12 protein-coding genes are annotated in these 16,423 nt (G+C 72.3%); 4 read left to right on the top strand and 8 right to left on the bottom strand.

The genetic code is table 11. The annotated features are described in order from the left end of the window. The 6 genes from AB0G15_RS03300 to asnB all read right to left on the bottom strand — a co-directional run bounded on the left by AB0G15_RS03300 (position 1) and on the right by asnB (position 7,855). Positions 1–1,038 (bottom strand): MraY family glycosyltransferase, encoded by a 1,038-nt coding sequence (locus AB0G15_RS03300; RefSeq protein WP_362834864.1) that lies wholly within the window; start codon positions 1,036–1,038, stop codon positions 1–3. Beyond that, the gene (locus tag AB0G15_RS03295; RefSeq protein ID WP_362834862.1) at positions 1,035–2,024 is read right to left on the bottom strand and encodes an NAD-dependent epimerase/dehydratase family protein; all 990 of its coding nucleotides are present in this window, start codon (positions 2,022–2,024) and stop codon (positions 1,035–1,037) included. The genes AB0G15_RS03300 and AB0G15_RS03295 overlap by 4 nt, the downstream gene beginning before the upstream one ends. Before the next feature lie 59 nt (positions 2,025–2,083). Then, positions 2,084–3,049, bottom strand: a complete 966-nt coding sequence (locus AB0G15_RS03290) for an NAD-dependent epimerase/dehydratase family protein (protein WP_362834860.1) — start codon at positions 3,047–3,049, stop codon at positions 2,084–2,086. Further along, a complete protein-coding gene (locus AB0G15_RS03285) occupies positions 3,046–4,182 on the bottom strand; it encodes a glycosyltransferase (protein ID WP_362834858.1) in 1,137 nt (378 codons plus the stop codon). The genes AB0G15_RS03290 and AB0G15_RS03285 overlap by 4 nt, the downstream gene beginning before the upstream one ends. Before the next feature lie 494 nt (positions 4,183–4,676). Continuing rightward, positions 4,677–5,960 carry a polysaccharide biosynthesis C-terminal domain-containing protein gene (locus AB0G15_RS03280; RefSeq protein WP_362834856.1) on the bottom strand — a complete coding sequence of 428 codons (1,284 nt, stop codon included), beginning with the start codon at positions 5,958–5,960 and terminating at the stop codon, positions 4,677–4,679. Beyond that, a complete protein-coding gene (asnB, locus tag AB0G15_RS03275; RefSeq protein ID WP_362834854.1) occupies positions 5,945–7,855 on the bottom strand; it encodes an asparagine synthase (glutamine-hydrolyzing) in 1,911 nt (636 codons plus the stop codon). Before asnB ends, AB0G15_RS03280 begins: the two co-directional genes overlap by 16 nt. 398 nt (positions 7,856–8,253) lie before the next feature. On the opposite strand from asnB, the gene AB0G15_RS03270 reads away from it, so the two are divergent. From AB0G15_RS03270 to AB0G15_RS03260, 3 genes are all read left to right on the top strand, one after another. Continuing rightward, a complete protein-coding gene (locus tag AB0G15_RS03270; protein WP_362834852.1) occupies positions 8,254–9,312 on the top strand; it encodes a methyltransferase domain-containing protein in 1,059 nt (352 codons plus the stop codon). A 231-nt stretch (positions 9,313–9,543) separates the two neighbouring features. Further along, positions 9,544–10,752, top strand: a complete 1,209-nt coding sequence (locus AB0G15_RS03265) for a hypothetical protein (protein ID WP_362834850.1) — start codon at positions 9,544–9,546, stop codon at positions 10,750–10,752. 28 nt (positions 10,753–10,780) lie between these two features. Then, positions 10,781–11,914: a glycosyltransferase gene (locus tag AB0G15_RS03260; protein WP_362834848.1), complete on the top strand. Its 1,134-nt coding sequence runs from the start codon at positions 10,781–10,783 to the stop codon at positions 11,912–11,914. Between the two features lie 186 nt (positions 11,915–12,100). Here the strand turns inward: AB0G15_RS03260 and AB0G15_RS03255 are convergent, their stop codons facing one another. After that, the gene (locus tag AB0G15_RS03255) at positions 12,101–12,970 is read right to left on the bottom strand and encodes a sulfotransferase (protein WP_362834846.1); all 870 of its coding nucleotides are present in this window, start codon (positions 12,968–12,970) and stop codon (positions 12,101–12,103) included. 459 nt (positions 12,971–13,429) lie between these two features. Here AB0G15_RS03255 and AB0G15_RS03250 point away from each other — a divergent pair, with 459 nt between their 5' ends. Continuing rightward, entirely contained in the window at positions 13,430–15,880 is a 2,451-nt protein-coding gene (locus tag AB0G15_RS03250) for a hypothetical protein (RefSeq protein WP_362834844.1), read from the top strand. 36 nt (positions 15,881–15,916) lie between these two features. Here the strand turns inward: AB0G15_RS03250 and AB0G15_RS03245 are convergent. Continuing rightward, on the bottom strand, positions 15,917–16,423 hold a 507-nt coding region (locus AB0G15_RS03245), incomplete at its 5' end, for a hypothetical protein (protein ID WP_362834842.1).

Here is a 16,423-nt window from a genome sequence, read left to right as displayed (position 1 = left end):
TCAGTGCCGCCTTTCGCGGATCTTCGGGAGGGATTCGGGGGAGGGGGCCGGCGCGCGCCCGCTCACGCCCCGCAGCAGGCAGGCGAGGGCGACGGCGATCACGCAGGCCGCGGCCGTCGCGGCGAGCGGGGAGACCCGGCCCAGGGCCATCGCCAGGCAGAGGGCGCCGGAGATCGCCGCGACCGCGCCGAGCGCCGCCGCGACCGCGCGGGTTCCCAGGCCGGTCCGGCGCAGCCGGTGGGACACGTGGTCGGTGCCGCCCTGCAACGGTGAGCGGCCCGCCAGCATGCGGGAGGCGAAGACCACGCAGGTGTCGAGGGTCGCCAGGAAGGTCGGCAGGAACAATCCGGCGACCGCCGCGTCCGCGGGACGCCCGACGGCGAGGACGGCCGCCGAGCAGGCCAGCGTGAACCCGATGAACAGCGACCCCGAGTCGCCCATGAACACCCTCGCGGGCGCCCAGTTGTACGGCAGGAAACCCAGGCACGCGCAGGTGAGCGCGCACAGGAGCAGCGCGAGCGCGACGTGGCCCTGCGCCAGGGCGGTGGCCGCCAGCAGGGCCGCGGTGACGGCGGTGACGGTTCCCAGCGCGCCGTCCATGTTGTCCAGCAGGTTGAAGGAGTTCGTCATCACGACGATCCACGCCACCGTGAGGACGCCGTCCAGCCACGTCCCGGTCACGGTCGCCTGGACGCCGGAGAGCACCACCCCGACCGCCACCGAGGTCTCCACGGCCAGCCTGGTGACCGCGGGCAGCGGGGCGATGTCGTCGATCAGCCCGAGGACGGACACCGCGGCCGCGGCGAGGATGATCGCGGTGATCTGCAGGTCGGCGAGGCCGAGGGCGATCAGGAAGGGCACGACGGTGCCCGTCACGATCGCGATGCCGCCGATGTACGGGGTCGGGCGGGCGTGCGCCTTGTGCCCGCCGGGGTTGTCGACGAGGTTCCAGCGGACCGCGAGACGCCTCAGCGGTACGACGGCCGTGGCGCTGAGCGCGCAGGCCGCTCCCGAGACGAGGGCGAGGGTCCCGCTCACGGGGTGGACGCCGCCGGCTCCCCGGAGGCCTCCCTGATGATCTCGGTGAGGATCTCGTCGAGGCTGCGCCGCGGGACCCAGCCGGTGAGCGCGCTGAGCTTCGCGGTGTCGGGAACCCTGCGGGTCATGTCCTCGAACCCCCGCTCGTAGGCCTCGGAGTAGGGGATGAGGTCGATCCCGGAGGTGGACCCGGTGAACTCGACGATGAGCTTCGCCAGCTCCATGATGCTCACCTCGTCGCCGGAACCGATGTTGAAGGTCTCACCGACCGCCGCGTCCTCGTCGAGCAGCCTGAGCAGCGCGTCGACGACGTCCGCGACGTGCGCGAAGCAGCGGGTCTGGGTCCCGTCGCCGAACACGGTCAACGGGACGGCCGACAGCGCCTGCCGGACGAGGCTCGGGATGACCATGCCGTAGCTCGGGCTCTGCCTCGGGCCCACCGTGTTGAACAGCCGGACGATGATCGTCGGCAGGCCGCGCTCCTTGTGGTAGGCGTTGGCGAGGATCTCGTCGACGGCCTTGGCGGTGCTGTAGGCCCAGCGGACCACTGCGGGGCTGCCGAGGATGCGGTCGGCGTCCTCGCGCAGCGCGCCCGAGGAGTTCTTGCCGTAGATCTCGCTCGTGCTGGTGATCAGGATTTTCTTCCGGTACCGGTGCGCGGCCTCGATGACGATCTCCGACCCCCGGATGTTGGTCGTCAGGGACCGCAGCGGCTGCTCGACGATCAGCTTGACGCCGACCGCGGCCGCCAGGTGGACGACGACGTCGCACCGGTGGACCAGCTCGTCGACCATGAGCTCGTCCAGGACCGAGCCGTGCACGAAGCGCAGGTTCGGGTGCGGCCTGAGGTTCTCCAGCCGTCCCGTCGAGAGGTTGTCCAGGACGACGACGGAGTCGTCGCGGGCGAGCAGGGCGTCGGCCAGGTGCGAGCCGATGAATCCGCTGCCGCCCGTTATCAGATATCTGGTGGGTGATGTCTTGCTCACGGGCTTCTCCTCATCATGTGCTTGGAGAGAGATCTCTGTCGTCGGCGGGAGACGGCCGCTCACGCCTGCACGCCGGCCACCGCCTCGACGTCCTCGGCCCGCGTCTTCTCGAACCACGCCACCGTCGTGCGGAGCCCTTCCTCGAGGGAGACGGGGCGCGCCCCGGGGAACAGCTCGCGCAGCAGGCGGGCGGAGGCCTGGGACTCCCGGACGTCGCCCCTGCGCGGCGGCAGGGACACCGGTTCCACCACCCGGCCGAGGATCTCGGAGATGACGTCCATCAGGTGCCGCAGGGAGACACGGGTGCCGAAGGCCAGGTTCACCGGCTTCGTGCTCGTCACCCGGCGGGCGGCCGCGTCGGCGAGGACCCCGGTCACCGACTCCACGTAGGTGAAGTCCCGCGCCTGGCCGCCGTCGCCGTACAGCGGGACCGGCTCGCCCCGCAGCGCCGCGGAGACGAACGCCGGGATCACCGCCGCGTACGCGTGCCCGGCGCTCTGCAGCGGGCCGTAGACGTTGAAGAAGCGGAACGGCAGGACAGGCAGGCCGTAGCTGTGCGCGTAGGCCAGCGCGTAGGCCTCCGCGGCGAGCTTGCCGGCCCCGTACGGGCTGAGCGGCCTGGTCGGCAGGTCCTCGTGCTTGCGGGGTTCGGGACGGTCGCCGTACACCGAGGAGGAGGAGGAGAGGATCACGTGCGGCCTGCTCGCGCGGCACGCCTCCAGCACGTACAGGGTGCCGGTCGCGTTGACGGCGTGCGAGGCGAGCGGGTCGGCCAGCGAGCGGGGCACCGACGGCCTGGCGGCGAGGTGGATCACGTGCGTGGCGCCGGCCACCAGGTCCGTCAGCAGGTCCCGGTCCAGGATGCTGCCGATCACGACGTCGGCCTCGACGCCGTCGAGGTTGGCGAGATCCCCGCTGCTCAGGTCGTCCAGCACCGTGATGTTCCCGACGTCGGGCCTGGCCGCCAGCGTCCGGCAGGTGTGCGCGCCGATGAAGCCGGCGCCGCCCGTCACCAGCACCCTCATCGGCTGCTCCCCCGCGCGAGCAGGTGCCGGCCGCGCGTCTCGCACAGCGACCGGTAGAGGTCCTCGGTGTCCGAGACGAGGCGGTCCAGGGCGAACGCGTGCGTCGTCCAGTCGCGGGCCGCGCCGCCCATCCGGCGGGCGAGGCCGGGATCGGACAGCAGGCGGACGGTGTGCGCCGCCAGCTCGTCCGGGTCGGTGCTCGACAGCAGGCCGGTGTGCCCGTCCCTGACGACCTCGGCGACGCTTCCCACCCGGGTGGAGACCACGGGGGTGCCCGCCATTCCCGCCTCGACGAGCGTGAGCGGGGTGCCCTCGTTGTCCGAGGTGAGCAGGACCACGTCGGCGGCGGCGTAGACCGTCTCCACGTCCCTGCGCCAGCCGAGCAGGTGGAAGGAGTCGCGGACGCTCTCGGCGTCCCGTTCGACCTGCCGCCCGAGCTCGCCGCCGCCGCACATGACGAAGTGGCAGCCGGGGATGCGGCCGAGCACCGCGTGGGCCACGGCGACGAACCGGTCCGGCCGCTTCACCTGGGTGAGGCGGCCCACGTACGCCACCACGGGCGCGTCCTGCGGGATTCCCAGCGCCGCGCGGGCCGCGCCGCGGTCGGGGACCGGTCCCGGCCGGACCCCGGGCGGGATGACGACGTACTGCCCGGGACGGCCGATCCCCGCCTGCAGCAACTCGTCCCTGACCCGGGCCCCCACCGTCACCAGCCGGTCGGACACGCGGGCCAGCAGCCGTTCGGTCCTGACGTAGAGGTGACGTCTGGGCGGGGAGAAGTATCCGTGGAGGAGGTGCCCGTGGAACACGTGCACCCGGGCCGAGCCGACGCCCGACAGGCAGGAGGCCGCCCGTCCGAGCGCGCCCGCCTTGGTGGTCCGGGTGTGGACGACGTGCGGGCGGAACCCGCGCATGGCCCCGGTCAGCGCGGCCAGGGCACGGTAGTCGTCGGCCGGCCGGACCGAACGGCCGAGCCCCGGAATCCGGTGGACCTCCACCCCCGAGTTCCGGAGGCGGAGATGGTCGCCCTCGCCGCCCTCGACATGGCCCGTGTAGAGACGGTGGTCGAATTCCTCGGGGTTCAGTTCCTCGTACAGTCCCATGACCTGAGTGGCCGGTCCGCCGACATTCATACGTGCGATGATCTCCATGACACGAATCCGACCGTCCGGCTTCATTACGGGCTCCTCGGTGATGGGCCTGGTCACTTCGGAGAAACTAACCCCTTTTTGATTCGTTCACCGGCATCGTCACGTCGGCGGCGGGATGTTTTTCCTTCTCCCTACCTGAACATGATCTAAGCCCTCACGCGGCTGGGCGGAGTATCACCGTCATCGGTGAAACGGGCAGGTCGGCGGCGGCCGCAGCGGCGAGCAGGATCAGATGAATCGCGACCTATGACCTTTTTGGAAGAGCGGTGTGCGCGCGGAAATGGAATGGCCGGTGGTGACATGACCCGGCGGATCGCGATTGCCGTACTCGGTCGAGGTTTCGGCGGCCGACGAGCCGGTCGTCCTTTCGGGGCCGCGGTCAGGGTAATGTCGCCGCGGAAAGCTTGACCCCCCGTTCGGCGATTCGGCGTTGTCGGCCGGAATTCCGGCGGGAGGCCGATCGTGCCGCCCGGGGATCACGGGCGCGGGAAAGCCGGGACCACGGAACGCAGGTCGGACAGGCGCGGCAGCAACTCCCGCGCCCCGGTCGCGGTCGTCCTGGCGAACCAGGTGATCTCGGCCGCCGCCAGGGCGGTGTAGGCGGTGCTCGCGGCCAGGGCGGCGCCGGTGGCCCCCCACCGGGGTATGAGCAGGGCGTTCAACGCCAGGTTCGCCGCGAGGGCGCCGGAGGCGAAGGCGGTCATGGTCATCGGGCGGTCCAGCCGTACCAGATACTGCTCGACCGGCCGCAGCAGCGACAGGGCGACGATGCCGGGGGCCAGGAGGAGGATCGGCGTCACGCTGCCGGCGAACGCGGCGCCGTAGAGCAGGGGGACGAGCACCGGTGAGGCGGCCGACAGTACGCACACGAAGACGGACGACAGCAGCAGGTTGAGCCGCAGGACGCGGACGCTGACGTCCCTGGCGCCGAGCTCGTCCTCCACCGCCTGGCGGGGGAGCGCGACCTGCGTCACCGCGTCGGCGGGCACCCGCGAGAAGGTCAGGAAAGCCGCTCCGACGGTGTACAGGCCCACCTCGGCGGGGGAGACGAGGACGCCCAGCAGGAAGACGTCGACGGTCAGCAGGAGATGGAACGCCGCCAGCCCGGCGTGGTACCGGCACGACAGGGCGAGCTGGCGGCGGGCGAGCGCGGGTTCCACGCGCATGGCGCGCAGACCGAGCGGCCGCAGGAGCAGCCAGAAGGGCGCGCTCACGGCGGCCGTCCAGCAGACGATCACCGCGGTGACGGTGAGGTGTCCCGTCGCCGCGAGCACCAGGACCGGCAGGTTCAGGACGAGCGCGGACGTGACGACCCCCCGGTTGACGAGGTCGGTGCGAGACCGCAGCAACGCGATCCCGTTGAGGTTCACCGCCGCGACGCCGAACGGCACCGCGAGCAGGGCGATGACGAGCAGGTGAGGCGAGGGAAGGGGAAGGAACGCGGTCACGACCGCCAGGGTGACCGAGGCGGAGGCGAGTCCGAGGAGCAGCCCGAGGAGCAGGCCGTTGCCGGCCAGGGCGCGGTGTCGCGCGGGGTCCCGCCACAGCGCGATCTGCGACCTCCCGATCGACAGGTTGCCCAGGACGACCGCGATCCCGCCGGTGGTCGCGAGCATCGCGTAGACGCCCCGGCCCTCGGGCTGGAGGGTGCGCGCCATCAGGACGCCCGTCATCGCCGCCAGGGTCAGCCGCAGGACGTGGCTGGCCATCGTCTGGACCGCCTGGGTGAGGGCCGCGCTCCTGTTCAGGACCCCGGGCATCCGATCTCCGCCATGACGGGGCCGTCCGGGACGGCGTGCGCCCGGTGCCAGAGCTCGAACTGCAGCAGCGCCCACAGCCGGTCGCCGTGGTCGGCTCCCTCGGCGTGCTGCCGGAGCAGGTCCTGGACCACCTCCTGCCGGAACAGCCCCCTGCCCCGGGCGGCGCCGTCGGTGAGCACGTCGTGGGAGAGCTCCCGCAGCTCGCCCCTGAGCCAGGTGGCGAGCGGCACGCCGAACCCCCGCTTGGGACGGTGCGGGAGCCGGCCCGGCAGCCAGGGGGCGACCGCCCGCCGCAGCAGCAGCTTGGTCCGCCGGTCGCGGACCTTCAGCGGGTCGGGAAGCCCCGCCGCCCACTCCATCAGGCGGTGGTCCAGGAACGGCGAGCGGGCCTCCATCGAGTTGGCCATCGTGGTGACGTCGACCTTGACCAGCAGGTCGTACGGGAGGTAGGTGGTCGTGTCGACGTCCAGGACACGGCCGAGGGCGGTCACCGCGGACGAGTCCGCGAAGGTCTCCTCCAGCAGCCCGTGGCTGTCCACCCCCGCCAGCCGCTCGCGGAGCGCGGGGCTGTAGAGCTCCGCCTTCTGCTCGGCCGTGAAGCAGGACATCAGGCCGGCGTAGCGCCGCGACGGGCACTCCGCGGCGAACCGCATGACGCGGCCGAGCAGCCGGAGCGGCGATCCGTACCCGCTCCGCTCGGTGATGAGGGTGCCGGCGCGGGCGGACGCCGCCGCCAGGGCGCGGGGCATGGCCGGGATCCTGCCGGCCTGGTTCATCAGGGCGTAGCGCCGGTAGCCGCCGAAACACTCGTCGCCCCCGTCGCCGTTGAGCACGACCGTGACGTGCCGCCGGCTCAGCCGCGCCACGTGGAAGCTGGGGACGGCCGAGGAGTCGGCGAACGGCTCGTCGAAGTGCCAGGCGAGCAGGGGCAGGACGCCGAGGAGGTCCGCCGTCACGACGAGTTCGTGGTGGTCGGTGGAGTAGCGCTCGGCGACCAGCCGGGCCTCGGCGCGCTCGTCGTAGCGGTCGTCCTCGAAGCCGACGCAGAACGTCTTGACCGGCTCGCGGCTCTGCATGGCCATCGCCGCCACCACGGCCGACGAGTCGATCCCGCCCGAGAGGAACGCCCCGATGGGGCGCTCGCTCACCATGCGGATCCGGGTCGACTCCAGGATCAGCTCGCGCAGGCGCTCCTCCTCCTCCCGCTCGTCCGTCACCACCCGCGGGGTGCGGTCCAGCTCCCAGTAGCGGTGCGTGGTGACCCGCCCCGCCTCCCAGACCAGCACGTGGCCCGGGGGCAGCTTGTGCACGCCCTGGTAGATCGACCACGGCGCGGGGACGTAGCGGTAGGTCAGGTAGTGGTGCAGCGCCACGGGGTCGATCTCGCGGCGCATGCCGGGATCGCGGGCCAGGGACTTCAGCTCCGAGCCGAACCAGATCGAGGCGTGGTCGGACCTCCAGTACAGCGGCTTCTTCCCGACCCGGTCCCGGGCCAGGACCAGCCGCCGCCGGTCGCGGTCCCAGACGGCGAAGGCGAACATCCCCCGCAACCGGTGGACCATGTCGGCGCCGTACTCCTCGTAGAGATGGGCGAGGCACTCGGAGTCGCCCGCCGAGCTCAGGCGGTGGCCCCGGCCGGCCAGGTCCCGCCGCAACTCGGCGAAGTTGTAGATCTCACCGTTGAAGACCGACACGACCCGCCCGCCCTCGCCGTAGACGGGCTGGTCGCCGGTCGCCACGTCGATGATCGCCAGCCTGCGCATGCCGAGCGCCGCGTGCTCGTCCTCGTGGAAGCCGGAGCCGTCGGGACCCCGGTGCGCGATCACCTCGCACATGCTGCGGACGAGCTCGGGATCGGGGCGCGACATCGACGCCATTCCGGCTATCCCGCACATCGGGCCCTCCATCGCTTGCCGGCGCCGGCGGCTCGTGACGCCCCTGCCCCGTGTTCTCGTGACGGGCCGGGACGTCCGGGGCCCGCCGTTACCGTGATCTTGCTGAGAGTAACCGACCCCGGCCGCTCGCAGGTGGTTGGCGCCGGGGGGCGTGTCGCGGCGAACTCCAACCGCTGGTAAGGATCACGAAGATCGTTGCTCGCGGGGGAGCCGCCGGGCGCCACCCGGCGGCCATGACGTGCGAGCTTGTGAGCGAACGTGGTGAACGGCATGACTCCGTGCTCGTCGTGGGCGCCCGGCGCGCGTGCTCGCCCACCCGGCGGACGCCTGTGGCGGTACGCCGGGAGCCGGCCGCGACGTCGCGGCCCTTCACTCCCTCTCGCTGAACGGGTGGTCGGATGACCTTTGCGGAAGACACGACGGCTGACACGGGTGCCGGTGTCCTCCGGCATCCCGCGCTGTGCTGTCCCCGGTGCGGCGGTTCGCTCCATGACGGAGCCGGGCCGTACGGGATCGAGCCGTACGAGGCGGAGGCGCGCGGGACCGGGGCGCACGGGACCGAGGCGTACGGGGCCGGGCTGTGCTGTGCCGGGTGCGGGGCGGACTATCCCGTCGACGACGGGATCGCGCGGTTCGTTCCCCGGGACAACTACGCGGAGGGGTTCGGGTTCCAGTGGAACAGGCATCGGCTGACGCAGCTCGACTCGCACGTCGGCATGCCGATCTCACGTGATCGGCTGATGACGGGGAGCGGCTGGTCCGCGGACGGGCTGCGGGGCCGGAGCGTGCTCGAGTGCGGCAGCGGGGCGGGACGCTTCACCGAGGTGCTGTGCGAGACCGGCGCCCTCGTGACGTCCTTCGACATCTCCAGCGCGGTCCATGCCAACGCCGCCTCGAACGGCCGTTTCCCCAATCTGAGACTCGTCCAGGCGAGCGTCTACGAGCTGCCGTTCCCCGAGGATTCCTTCGACTTCCTGCTCTGCCTCGGAGTCGTCCAGCACACCCCGGACGTGGAACGGACGTTCAAGACGCTGTTCCGCTACCTGAGGCCGGGGGGCCGTTTCTGCGTCGACGTCTACGCGGCGATGATCGCCTACCCCCACCTGCGGCAGCTGATCCGCCCCTTCACCCGGCGGATGCCTCCCGCGAGGCTCTACACCCTGGTCGAGAGGGCGGTGCCGCGCCTGCTGCCGCTGTCCATGGCGCTCAGCGCCGTCCCGGGCGTGGGACAGGGGCTCGTGCGGCTGGTGCCGGTGGCCAACCACCGGCACCTGGGCCTGACGGACGAGGAGACGATGCGGAACTGGTCGATTCTGGACACGTTCGACTGGCTGGCCCCGCGGTACGAGAAACCCCAGACCCGGCGGCGGATCAGGCGCTGGACCGAGGACCTCGCCCTGAGCGACGTCTCGATAGAGAGACGGCGCGGGATGTACGTGGTCCGCGGCGTCAAATGACCGGCCGGCCGGTCATCTGACGCCGCGGGCCCCCGGGGTTCCCGGGGCGTCCGGAGCGTCCTTTCCGGTGTGCCCGGCGGGTTCCCCCGGAAGGCTCCGCCGGCCCGCCGGCCGCGGCGGGCCCACAGCGCATGACCTCGATGCGTTTCTAAGGTGATCTCATTCATGGAGTTTTTTCTCGTCTTCTCAATGGCGGTATTTCTGGTTTTTCTTACCTATGCCAGTTTGGGGATGGAGCAGGCGAGCCGGGCGATCCCGGTGCTGCTCCTCGCCTTCGCCGCCCGCCTGGTCGTGCACGTCCTGGTGATGCAGCCCCGCCTCATCGAGTACGGCGGCGACAACCGCGTCTATCTGGCCAAGGCCATGGAGGTCGCCGCGTACTGGAGGCACGAGGGTTTCTGGTTCGTCACCTCCGACCAGATTCCCTCCATCTACTCCATGGAGGTGCCGTGCAACCTCTTCGGAGTCATCGTCTACCTGTGCGACGGACCGGCCACGCTGGCCTGCACGGCGGTCCTCGCCACCCTGTCCGGCGGGCTGTGCGTCGTCATGTACAGGTTCGCGCTGACCGTCGGGGCCGACGAGCGGGCGGCGTTCCGGCTGCTGGTCGTGGTCGCCTTCCTCCCCGCCCTCCTGCTGCACACGTCCGACACGTTCAAGGACGGCATAAACGCGTTCCTCGTCGTCGCCTGCCTGTGGCTCGTGGTCTCCAACGTGCGGCGCTTCGACGTGCGGAAGCTGGTCGCCGTGATCCCCCTGCTGTGGGCACTGTGGCACGTGCGGCCGTACATGGTGCTCATGTGCGCGGTGCCCCTGGTGTTCGGGCTCTCCCCGGTGCAGCGGAAGCTGTCCGTCCACTCCCTGATCGTGTCGATCCTGGTGCTGATCCCCATCCTGGTGCTCATCGCGCAGGCGGACGGCGGGGCGTCCTTCACGGCGCTGCAGGAGCAGCTGGACCAGGGCCAGTCGGAGATGGTCCGCAGGTCCAGCGCGGAGGGCGGCTCCGGCGTGCTGTTCGAGGACGGCGGCGATGCCTGGGGCGCGCTCGTGCCGAAGCTGTTCTACACGCTCCTGGCCCCGTTCCCCTGGATGGGGGGCAGCTTGGCGCTGCAGCTCGGAAAGGTGGACACGTTCCTGTGGTACTACCTTCTCTACAGCGCGCTGCGCGGGGCGCGCCGGCTGTGGGGGCACAACCGGGCGCTGCTGTTCGCCCTCGTGCTGTTCGTCGCCCCGGGCACGGTCGCCTACGCGACGACGATGTCGAACATCGGCCTGATCTTCCGCCAGCGAATGCCGATCATGCTGGTCGTCAGCGTGCTGGCCGCGGTCGCGTGGACCGAGGCCGGGCGCGGGGAGCGCCCTCGATCCCGGCCGCCCGGGCACGCGCCGGAACCCGCCGTCCCGCCCCGGCCCATCGCCGGATCCCGGGCGGCGCGGTGACCGCGCCGCCCCGACCAGGAAGGACACGATGAGGGATCTTCGCGTGTGCGAGGTCGTCAAGACACTCGACGCCGGGGGCGTCGAGGTGCTCCTCGTCGAGCGGCTGCGGCGCGCCCCGAGGGTGAACAAGGACTACACGGTCGTGTGCCTGCACGCGTCGACCGGCGAGCTCGTGGAACAGCTGCGGGCCTCGGGGATCACGGTCGTCGACCTCAGCTCGAAAGCGCGCCCGCTGGCCTACGCCCACCTCGTCAGAACGGTTCACCGGCTCGCTCCCGACGTGCTCAACGCGCACTCGCCGACCCCCGCCGCGGTGCTCTGGCCGTTCGCCAGGATCACCCCCCGGCGGCCGGTCCTGGTGTCGACGGTCCACTACTGCCGGCGGCCGTCCACCGTCCGCCTCGGCCGCCTGACGGCGGCGGTCAGCCTGCTCCTCGACTACCTCGTCCGCAGGCTCGACGACCGGACGGTCGCGGTCTCGTCACAGGTGGCGTGCTCCCCCTCCGTCCGGGGAGCGCGCCGCCTGCTGACCCGGGTACACGGTGTCGACGTCATCGGGCAGCGCTCCTGGGCGATGCGCGCGGGCACCGTCAGGCGCCAGTTCGACGTGCCGGAAGGGGCGTTCCTGGTGGTCTGCGTCGCCAACTTCCGGCCGGAGAAGAACCACGCGCTGCTGGTCAGGGCCGCGGCCGAGGTCCTCCTCGCGCGCCCGGACGCGCTCTTCCTGCTGGCCGGGGACGGGCCGCTGCGGGAGGGGATCGTCCGCGAGACGGAGCGGCGCGGGCTGGAGGGCCGGGTACGGGTCCTGGGCCCGGTGAGGCAGGCGAGGAGGCTGGTGGCGGCTGCCGACCTGCTGGTCCTGAGCTCGCACTACGAGGGGCTTCCCGTGGTCGTCATGGAGGCGCTCGCGGCCGGCGTGCCGGTGGTCTCCACCGAGGTCGGGGGGATACCGGAACTGGTCTCCTCGGGCTGGAACGGGATCCTGACCGAGCCGGAGTCGCCGGAGGCCCTGGCCGCGGGGATCCTCAAGGCGATGGAGCCGGCCACGCACCGCCGGCTGCGGTCCGGAGCCGCCGCCAGCTCCGAGGGCGTCGAGATGGCCGGGACGGCCGAATGGTTCGAGCACCTCTACGAGGAACTGACGAGGGCACGGCGCACCTGAGGCCCGCGGCGCGCCCGCCGAGCCCGCCGCGCGTGCGGTCACTCGCCGAGCGTGCGGTCTCCCGCCGAGCGTGCCGTTGCCCGCCGGGCGCGCGATTGCCCGCGGGTGCGCCGTGCTCGAGGCCGGCGGCGCGCCCGCCGTCGCGCGCGCCCGGGGAACGCGCTCCCCGGACGCCCGGCGGCGTGCTCAGACGCGGTAGCCGAAGTCGCGCAGGTGCCCGGCGAGGGAACGGTCGAGCAACGCCAGCTGCGACGGGGTGAGGTCGTGCCGGAACGCCTCGCGCCGGGCGGAGGAGAAGGTGTGGCGCGCGAAGCCGCGCTCGAACCCGGGCGTCCAGGTGAGCCCGAGGAAGTCGAGGATCACGTCCGTCTGCTTGCGCGGGTCGGCGAGCAGGTCCTCGTAGCGCACCTGCAGCCACAGGTCCGGCGGGACGGCGGCACGCGCCACGGCGGTGGCGTCCATCAGCAGCTTCCAGCCTATTCCCGCGAGATGGACCTGCGAGCGTCCCGCCTCGTCCCACTCCCCGGAGTAGGCCTCGGGCAGGGGGCCGAAGTGCCACCCCGGCGCCCCGAGGTGCCCGCGCCACCACGGCATCTGCAGCCACGAGTTGGCCACGGCGCGCCCGTCGCGCACGATGTGCACGAAGCGCGCCTCGGGAAACACCTCGTGCATGAACGCCGCGCGGGGCCACCCGGTGAACTTGTGGACGTAGCGCCCGACCCGTTGCGCGGAGGCCCGGCTCCCGAAGAAGGCCCTCAGCCGTTCCGCCAGCCAGGGCGTGACGTCGTCGGCGGAGAGGTCCCGGAAGGAGTCGACGATCAGTGGCGAGACCTCCCGCCTCAGCGCGCGGTGGGCCTCGCAGGGACGCAACCGTTTCTCCGGGAAACGCAGCGGGGCCCGGCGGTAGATCTCCCCGCCGATCCGCTTCGCCGAATCCGGGACCCGGGGGAAACGGTCGTCCAGGTTGGTCACGAATCCCATGTCGGGATGGCCGGTGAGAATTTCATGAAGAAGCGTGGAGCCGCAACGACCGCTGCCGACGAGAAAATCGAGCACTTTCCTCCCCGTTCCGATTGGTGCCGGAAAAATGATCCGGTTCATCGGAACCGGGCGGGGTCTCCGACGTTAACATATCCGCCGGAGTTGTCGTCGGATGTCGTCTTCGCAGGTCAGTCGCTTGTGAAGCGGCCGTGGAAACCAATGGCCGAACACCTGCGATCCGGATTCGAATGATTGTCGGCAACGGCCGGGAGGTGCCGTCCGGCGCGTCATACCGCTCCCGTCCGGCACAAAAGCCTGGCAAAACATCGCGGGACGCGAATGTTCGGGACCGGTGGGTGCGCCCGCGTTGCCAGACTTACGCGCATGATCAAGCCGGCGTCCGGTAGCGATTCGACACTGAGCCCGCCCGAAACGGCCGCGGACCCTAAAAAGCCGGACATACCCCATCGAAAAATTCGATCCTCCCAAATATGGGGAACGTCGCCCGTCCTCGTCCGGAAGTGGTCGCCGGCGGTGTTCGCGATCGCCGTCGTGGTGACCGTGCTGTCCTTCTACGGGGTCTCGGCCGTGGACATGGCGTTCTTCGGCGGCTACCTCGCGCTGGGCCTGGCACTGCCCGGCCTGCTGCTGCTCCGGGCCCTGTACCGCAGGGCGCGCAGGCTCGCGCGGGTGGAGGAGGTCGCGCTCGGGCTGGCACTCGGTTACGCCGTGGAGGTGCTCGTCTACGTCGCCGCCCGGGCCGCCGGGTCGCCGTCGCTCGTCGCGGCGTGGCCGCTCGCCACGTACGTGGCCTTCGCCGCCGCCCCCCGGCTGCGCCGGCACTGGAAGGGCGTCGCCCGCCCGTGCGCGCCCGCCTGGTACTCGTGGTCCCTCGCGCTGCTCGTCGCCTACGTGGCCGCCTGGAGCTCCTTCACCTTCTTCAGGACGACCCCCCTCACCTGGCCGGGAATCGGGACGTCCCTGTTCGACATGCCGTACCACCTGGCCCTGGTCGGCGAGCTGAGGCACCACGTGCCGCCGACGGTGCCCGTGGTGGCCGGCGAGCCGCTCCTCTACCACTGGTTCGTCTACGCGCACCTCGCGGCGGCGAGCTGGACCACCGGGGTGGAGCCGCTGGTCCTGCTGTTCCGCCTGGGGATGCTGCCCATGCTGGTGGCGTTCGTCGTCCTGGTGGGGGCGATCGGGCACCGCGTCACCGGTTCCCGGGCGGGGGCGCTGCTCTCGATCGGGGGCACGATCTTCGTCGCGGTTCCGAGCCTCTACGCGAACGCGAACGGGCTGTTCACCTGGACGGGCGTCCAGCACTCCGCGTGGGAGAGCCCCACCCAGACCTTCGGGGCCCTGCTGTTCGCCCCGGTGGTCCTCCTCCTCCTCGACCTCCTCGAACGCCGGCGGCGGGCGCGCGGTGCCGGCGGGTGGCTGCTCGTGGGCGTCTTCCTGGTGGCGGTCATGGGGGCGAAGGCCACGTACCTGCCCATGCTCGTCGCCGGGCTGGTCGCGGTGGCCGCGGTGGAGGTGTGCGTGCGGCGCCGGTCGCCGCGGCCCGCGCTCGCCGCGCTCGGGATGGCGGCCGCGTGCCTCGGCTACGCGCAGTTCGTGCTGTTCGGCGGCGCGAGGCAGGCGACGATCGTCGACCCCCTCTCGCTCATGCGCAGGACCTGGGGGGAGCTGACCGGCCTGGGGGAGAACGCCGCGCCGTCGCCCGCCTCGCTGGCGGGGATCACGCTGCTGTACGCGTTGTGCTGGGCCGTCACCTGGTGCGGGGTGGCCGGCCTGCTGCGCCGGCCGCGGCTGCTCACGCGCCCCGGGGTGGTGCTCATGCTGGGCGTCGGCGCGGCGGGCGTCGGCGCGGTGGTCCTGCTCGGGGGCCCCGCCATGAACCAGGGTTACTTCCTGCAGGGGGCCTATCCCTACCTGGCGGTCGCCGCGGCCTGCGGCTTCCTCGTCGTCGCGCGCGGGGAACGGGCGTCGGTCCTGGCGACGGCGTGCGCGGCGGGCGCGGGGGTGGCCGTCGCCCACCTGGTCCGCACGCTGTCCGGCGTCGAGGTCCCGCTGCCCCCGGGCGAGCCGGAGACCGCCCTGTACCGTCCGTACCTCGCCCTGTCGGCCCTCGCCGTGGCGGTGGCCGTCGTCCTGGTCGCGACGAGGCGCCGTTTTCGCGGCTGGGCCCTCGTCATCGCCCTGGTCACCGCCGTCGGCCCCCTCTCCGCCTGGCACGCCCGCGCCCTGCTGATCGTGCGCGGCGGCGGCGAGGGCGGCGTCTACCGGGTGAGCCGCCCGGCGGCGCCGCAGGTCCCGCCCGGCGCGCTCGACGCGGGACGGTGGCTGCGCGCCCACTCCGGCCCCGGCGACCTGGTCGCCACGAACGCGCACTGCGCCTGGGGGCGCCGCGAGCCGTGCGACAGCCGCCACTTCTGGCTGTCCGCGCTGTCCGAGCGGCGCGTGCTCGTCGAGGGGTGGGCGTACACCGCGTCGAACCTGGACCGCTGGCGCCCGGGCGAGCCGATGACGGGGCTCCCGTTCTGGGACGGGGAACGGATCCGGCTGAACGACGAGGTCTTCCGGGAACCCTCGGCGGCCTCGGTGCGGCTCCTTCGGGAACGGTACGGGGTGCGCTGGCTCCTCGCCGAGGAAAGCGGGCCCGGCCCGGCCCCGGAGCCCGGAGAGCCCGGGGAGTCCGGGAGGATCGGAGAGTCCGGGAAGGCAGGGGAGCCCGGGGAGTCCGGGAGGATCGGAGAGCCCGGGAAGCCCGGGAAGTCCGGGAAGTCCGGGGAGTCCGGGAGGATCGGAGAGCCCGGGAAGCCCGGGAAGCTCGGTGAGACCGCGAAGTCCGGTGAGTCCGGGGAGCCCGGGGAGATCGGGGACTTCGCCGACCTTCGGTTCCGCGCCGGCGACTACGCCGTCTACCGGATACCGGACCCCTCCGGGGCCTCTCCGGACGTGTTCCGTGAATCCAGGCCCTAGCGCGGATCCACGGAACACGCCCCGGACCGGCCGCCCTCAGTCCGGTTCGCCGGGCAGCCGGTAGACGGCGTAGTCGCCGGAACGGAACCGCAGCGTCGCGAAGGTGCCGAGGGCGGGCACCGGGCCCCCGCGGTGCTCGTCGGCGACGAGCCAGCGCACCCCGTGACGCTCGCGCAGCTCCCGGACGGCCTCGCCGGTGGGCGCCTCGAAGACGGCGTCGTTCAGCGCGAGGAGCCGGGCGTCCCAGAACGGGAGCTCCAGCGCGGGCAGTTCCGGACGCCAGCGGGCCGTGTTCCTGGAGGTGTAGGTCCACCCCTCGACGAGGACGCGCCGCTCGGACAGCGCGGCCACCCAGAAGTGCCTGCCGTCGCACGGCTCCTCACGCCCCCAGCGGCAGTGCGCGTTCGTGGCGACCAGGTCGCCGGGGCCGGAGTGGGCGCGCAGCCAGCGCCCCGCGTCGAGGGCGCCCTCCGGGGGCGGGGGGCGGGGGCGCGCGCCCCCCCCCCCCCCCCCCCGCCCGCCCCCCCCCCCCCCCCCCCCCCC

The organism is Streptosporangium sp. NPDC023825 (assembly GCF_040639575.1).
Classification (GTDB): domain Bacteria; phylum Actinomycetota; class Actinomycetes; order Streptosporangiales; family Streptosporangiaceae; genus Streptosporangium.
This window is presented reverse-complemented; position numbering and strand designations above follow the sequence as displayed.

What these genes read in the sequence shown, in the direction of transcription:
- AB0G15_RS03290 (WP_362834860.1), bottom strand. Translation starts at nt 3,049, where the DNA reads ATGAGGGTGCTGGTGACGGGCGGCGCCGGCTTCATCGGCGCGCACACC.
- AB0G15_RS03285 (WP_362834858.1), bottom strand. Translation starts at nt 4,182, where the DNA reads ATGAATGTCGGCGGACCGGCCACTCAGGTCATGGGACTGTACGAGGAA.
- AB0G15_RS03280 (WP_362834856.1), bottom strand. Translation starts at nt 5,960, where the DNA reads ATGCCCGGGGTCCTGAACAGGAGCGCGGCCCTCACCCAGGCGGTCCAG.
- asnB (WP_362834854.1), bottom strand. Translation starts at nt 7,855, where the DNA reads ATGTGCGGGATAGCCGGAATGGCGTCGATGTCGCGCCCCGATCCCGAG.
- AB0G15_RS03270 (WP_362834852.1), top strand. Translation starts at nt 8,254, where the DNA reads ATGACCTTTGCGGAAGACACGACGGCTGACACGGGTGCCGGTGTCCTC.
- AB0G15_RS03265 (WP_362834850.1), top strand. Translation starts at nt 9,544, where the DNA reads ATGGAGCAGGCGAGCCGGGCGATCCCGGTGCTGCTCCTCGCCTTCGCC.
- AB0G15_RS03260 (WP_362834848.1), top strand. Translation starts at nt 10,781, where the DNA reads ATGAGGGATCTTCGCGTGTGCGAGGTCGTCAAGACACTCGACGCCGGG.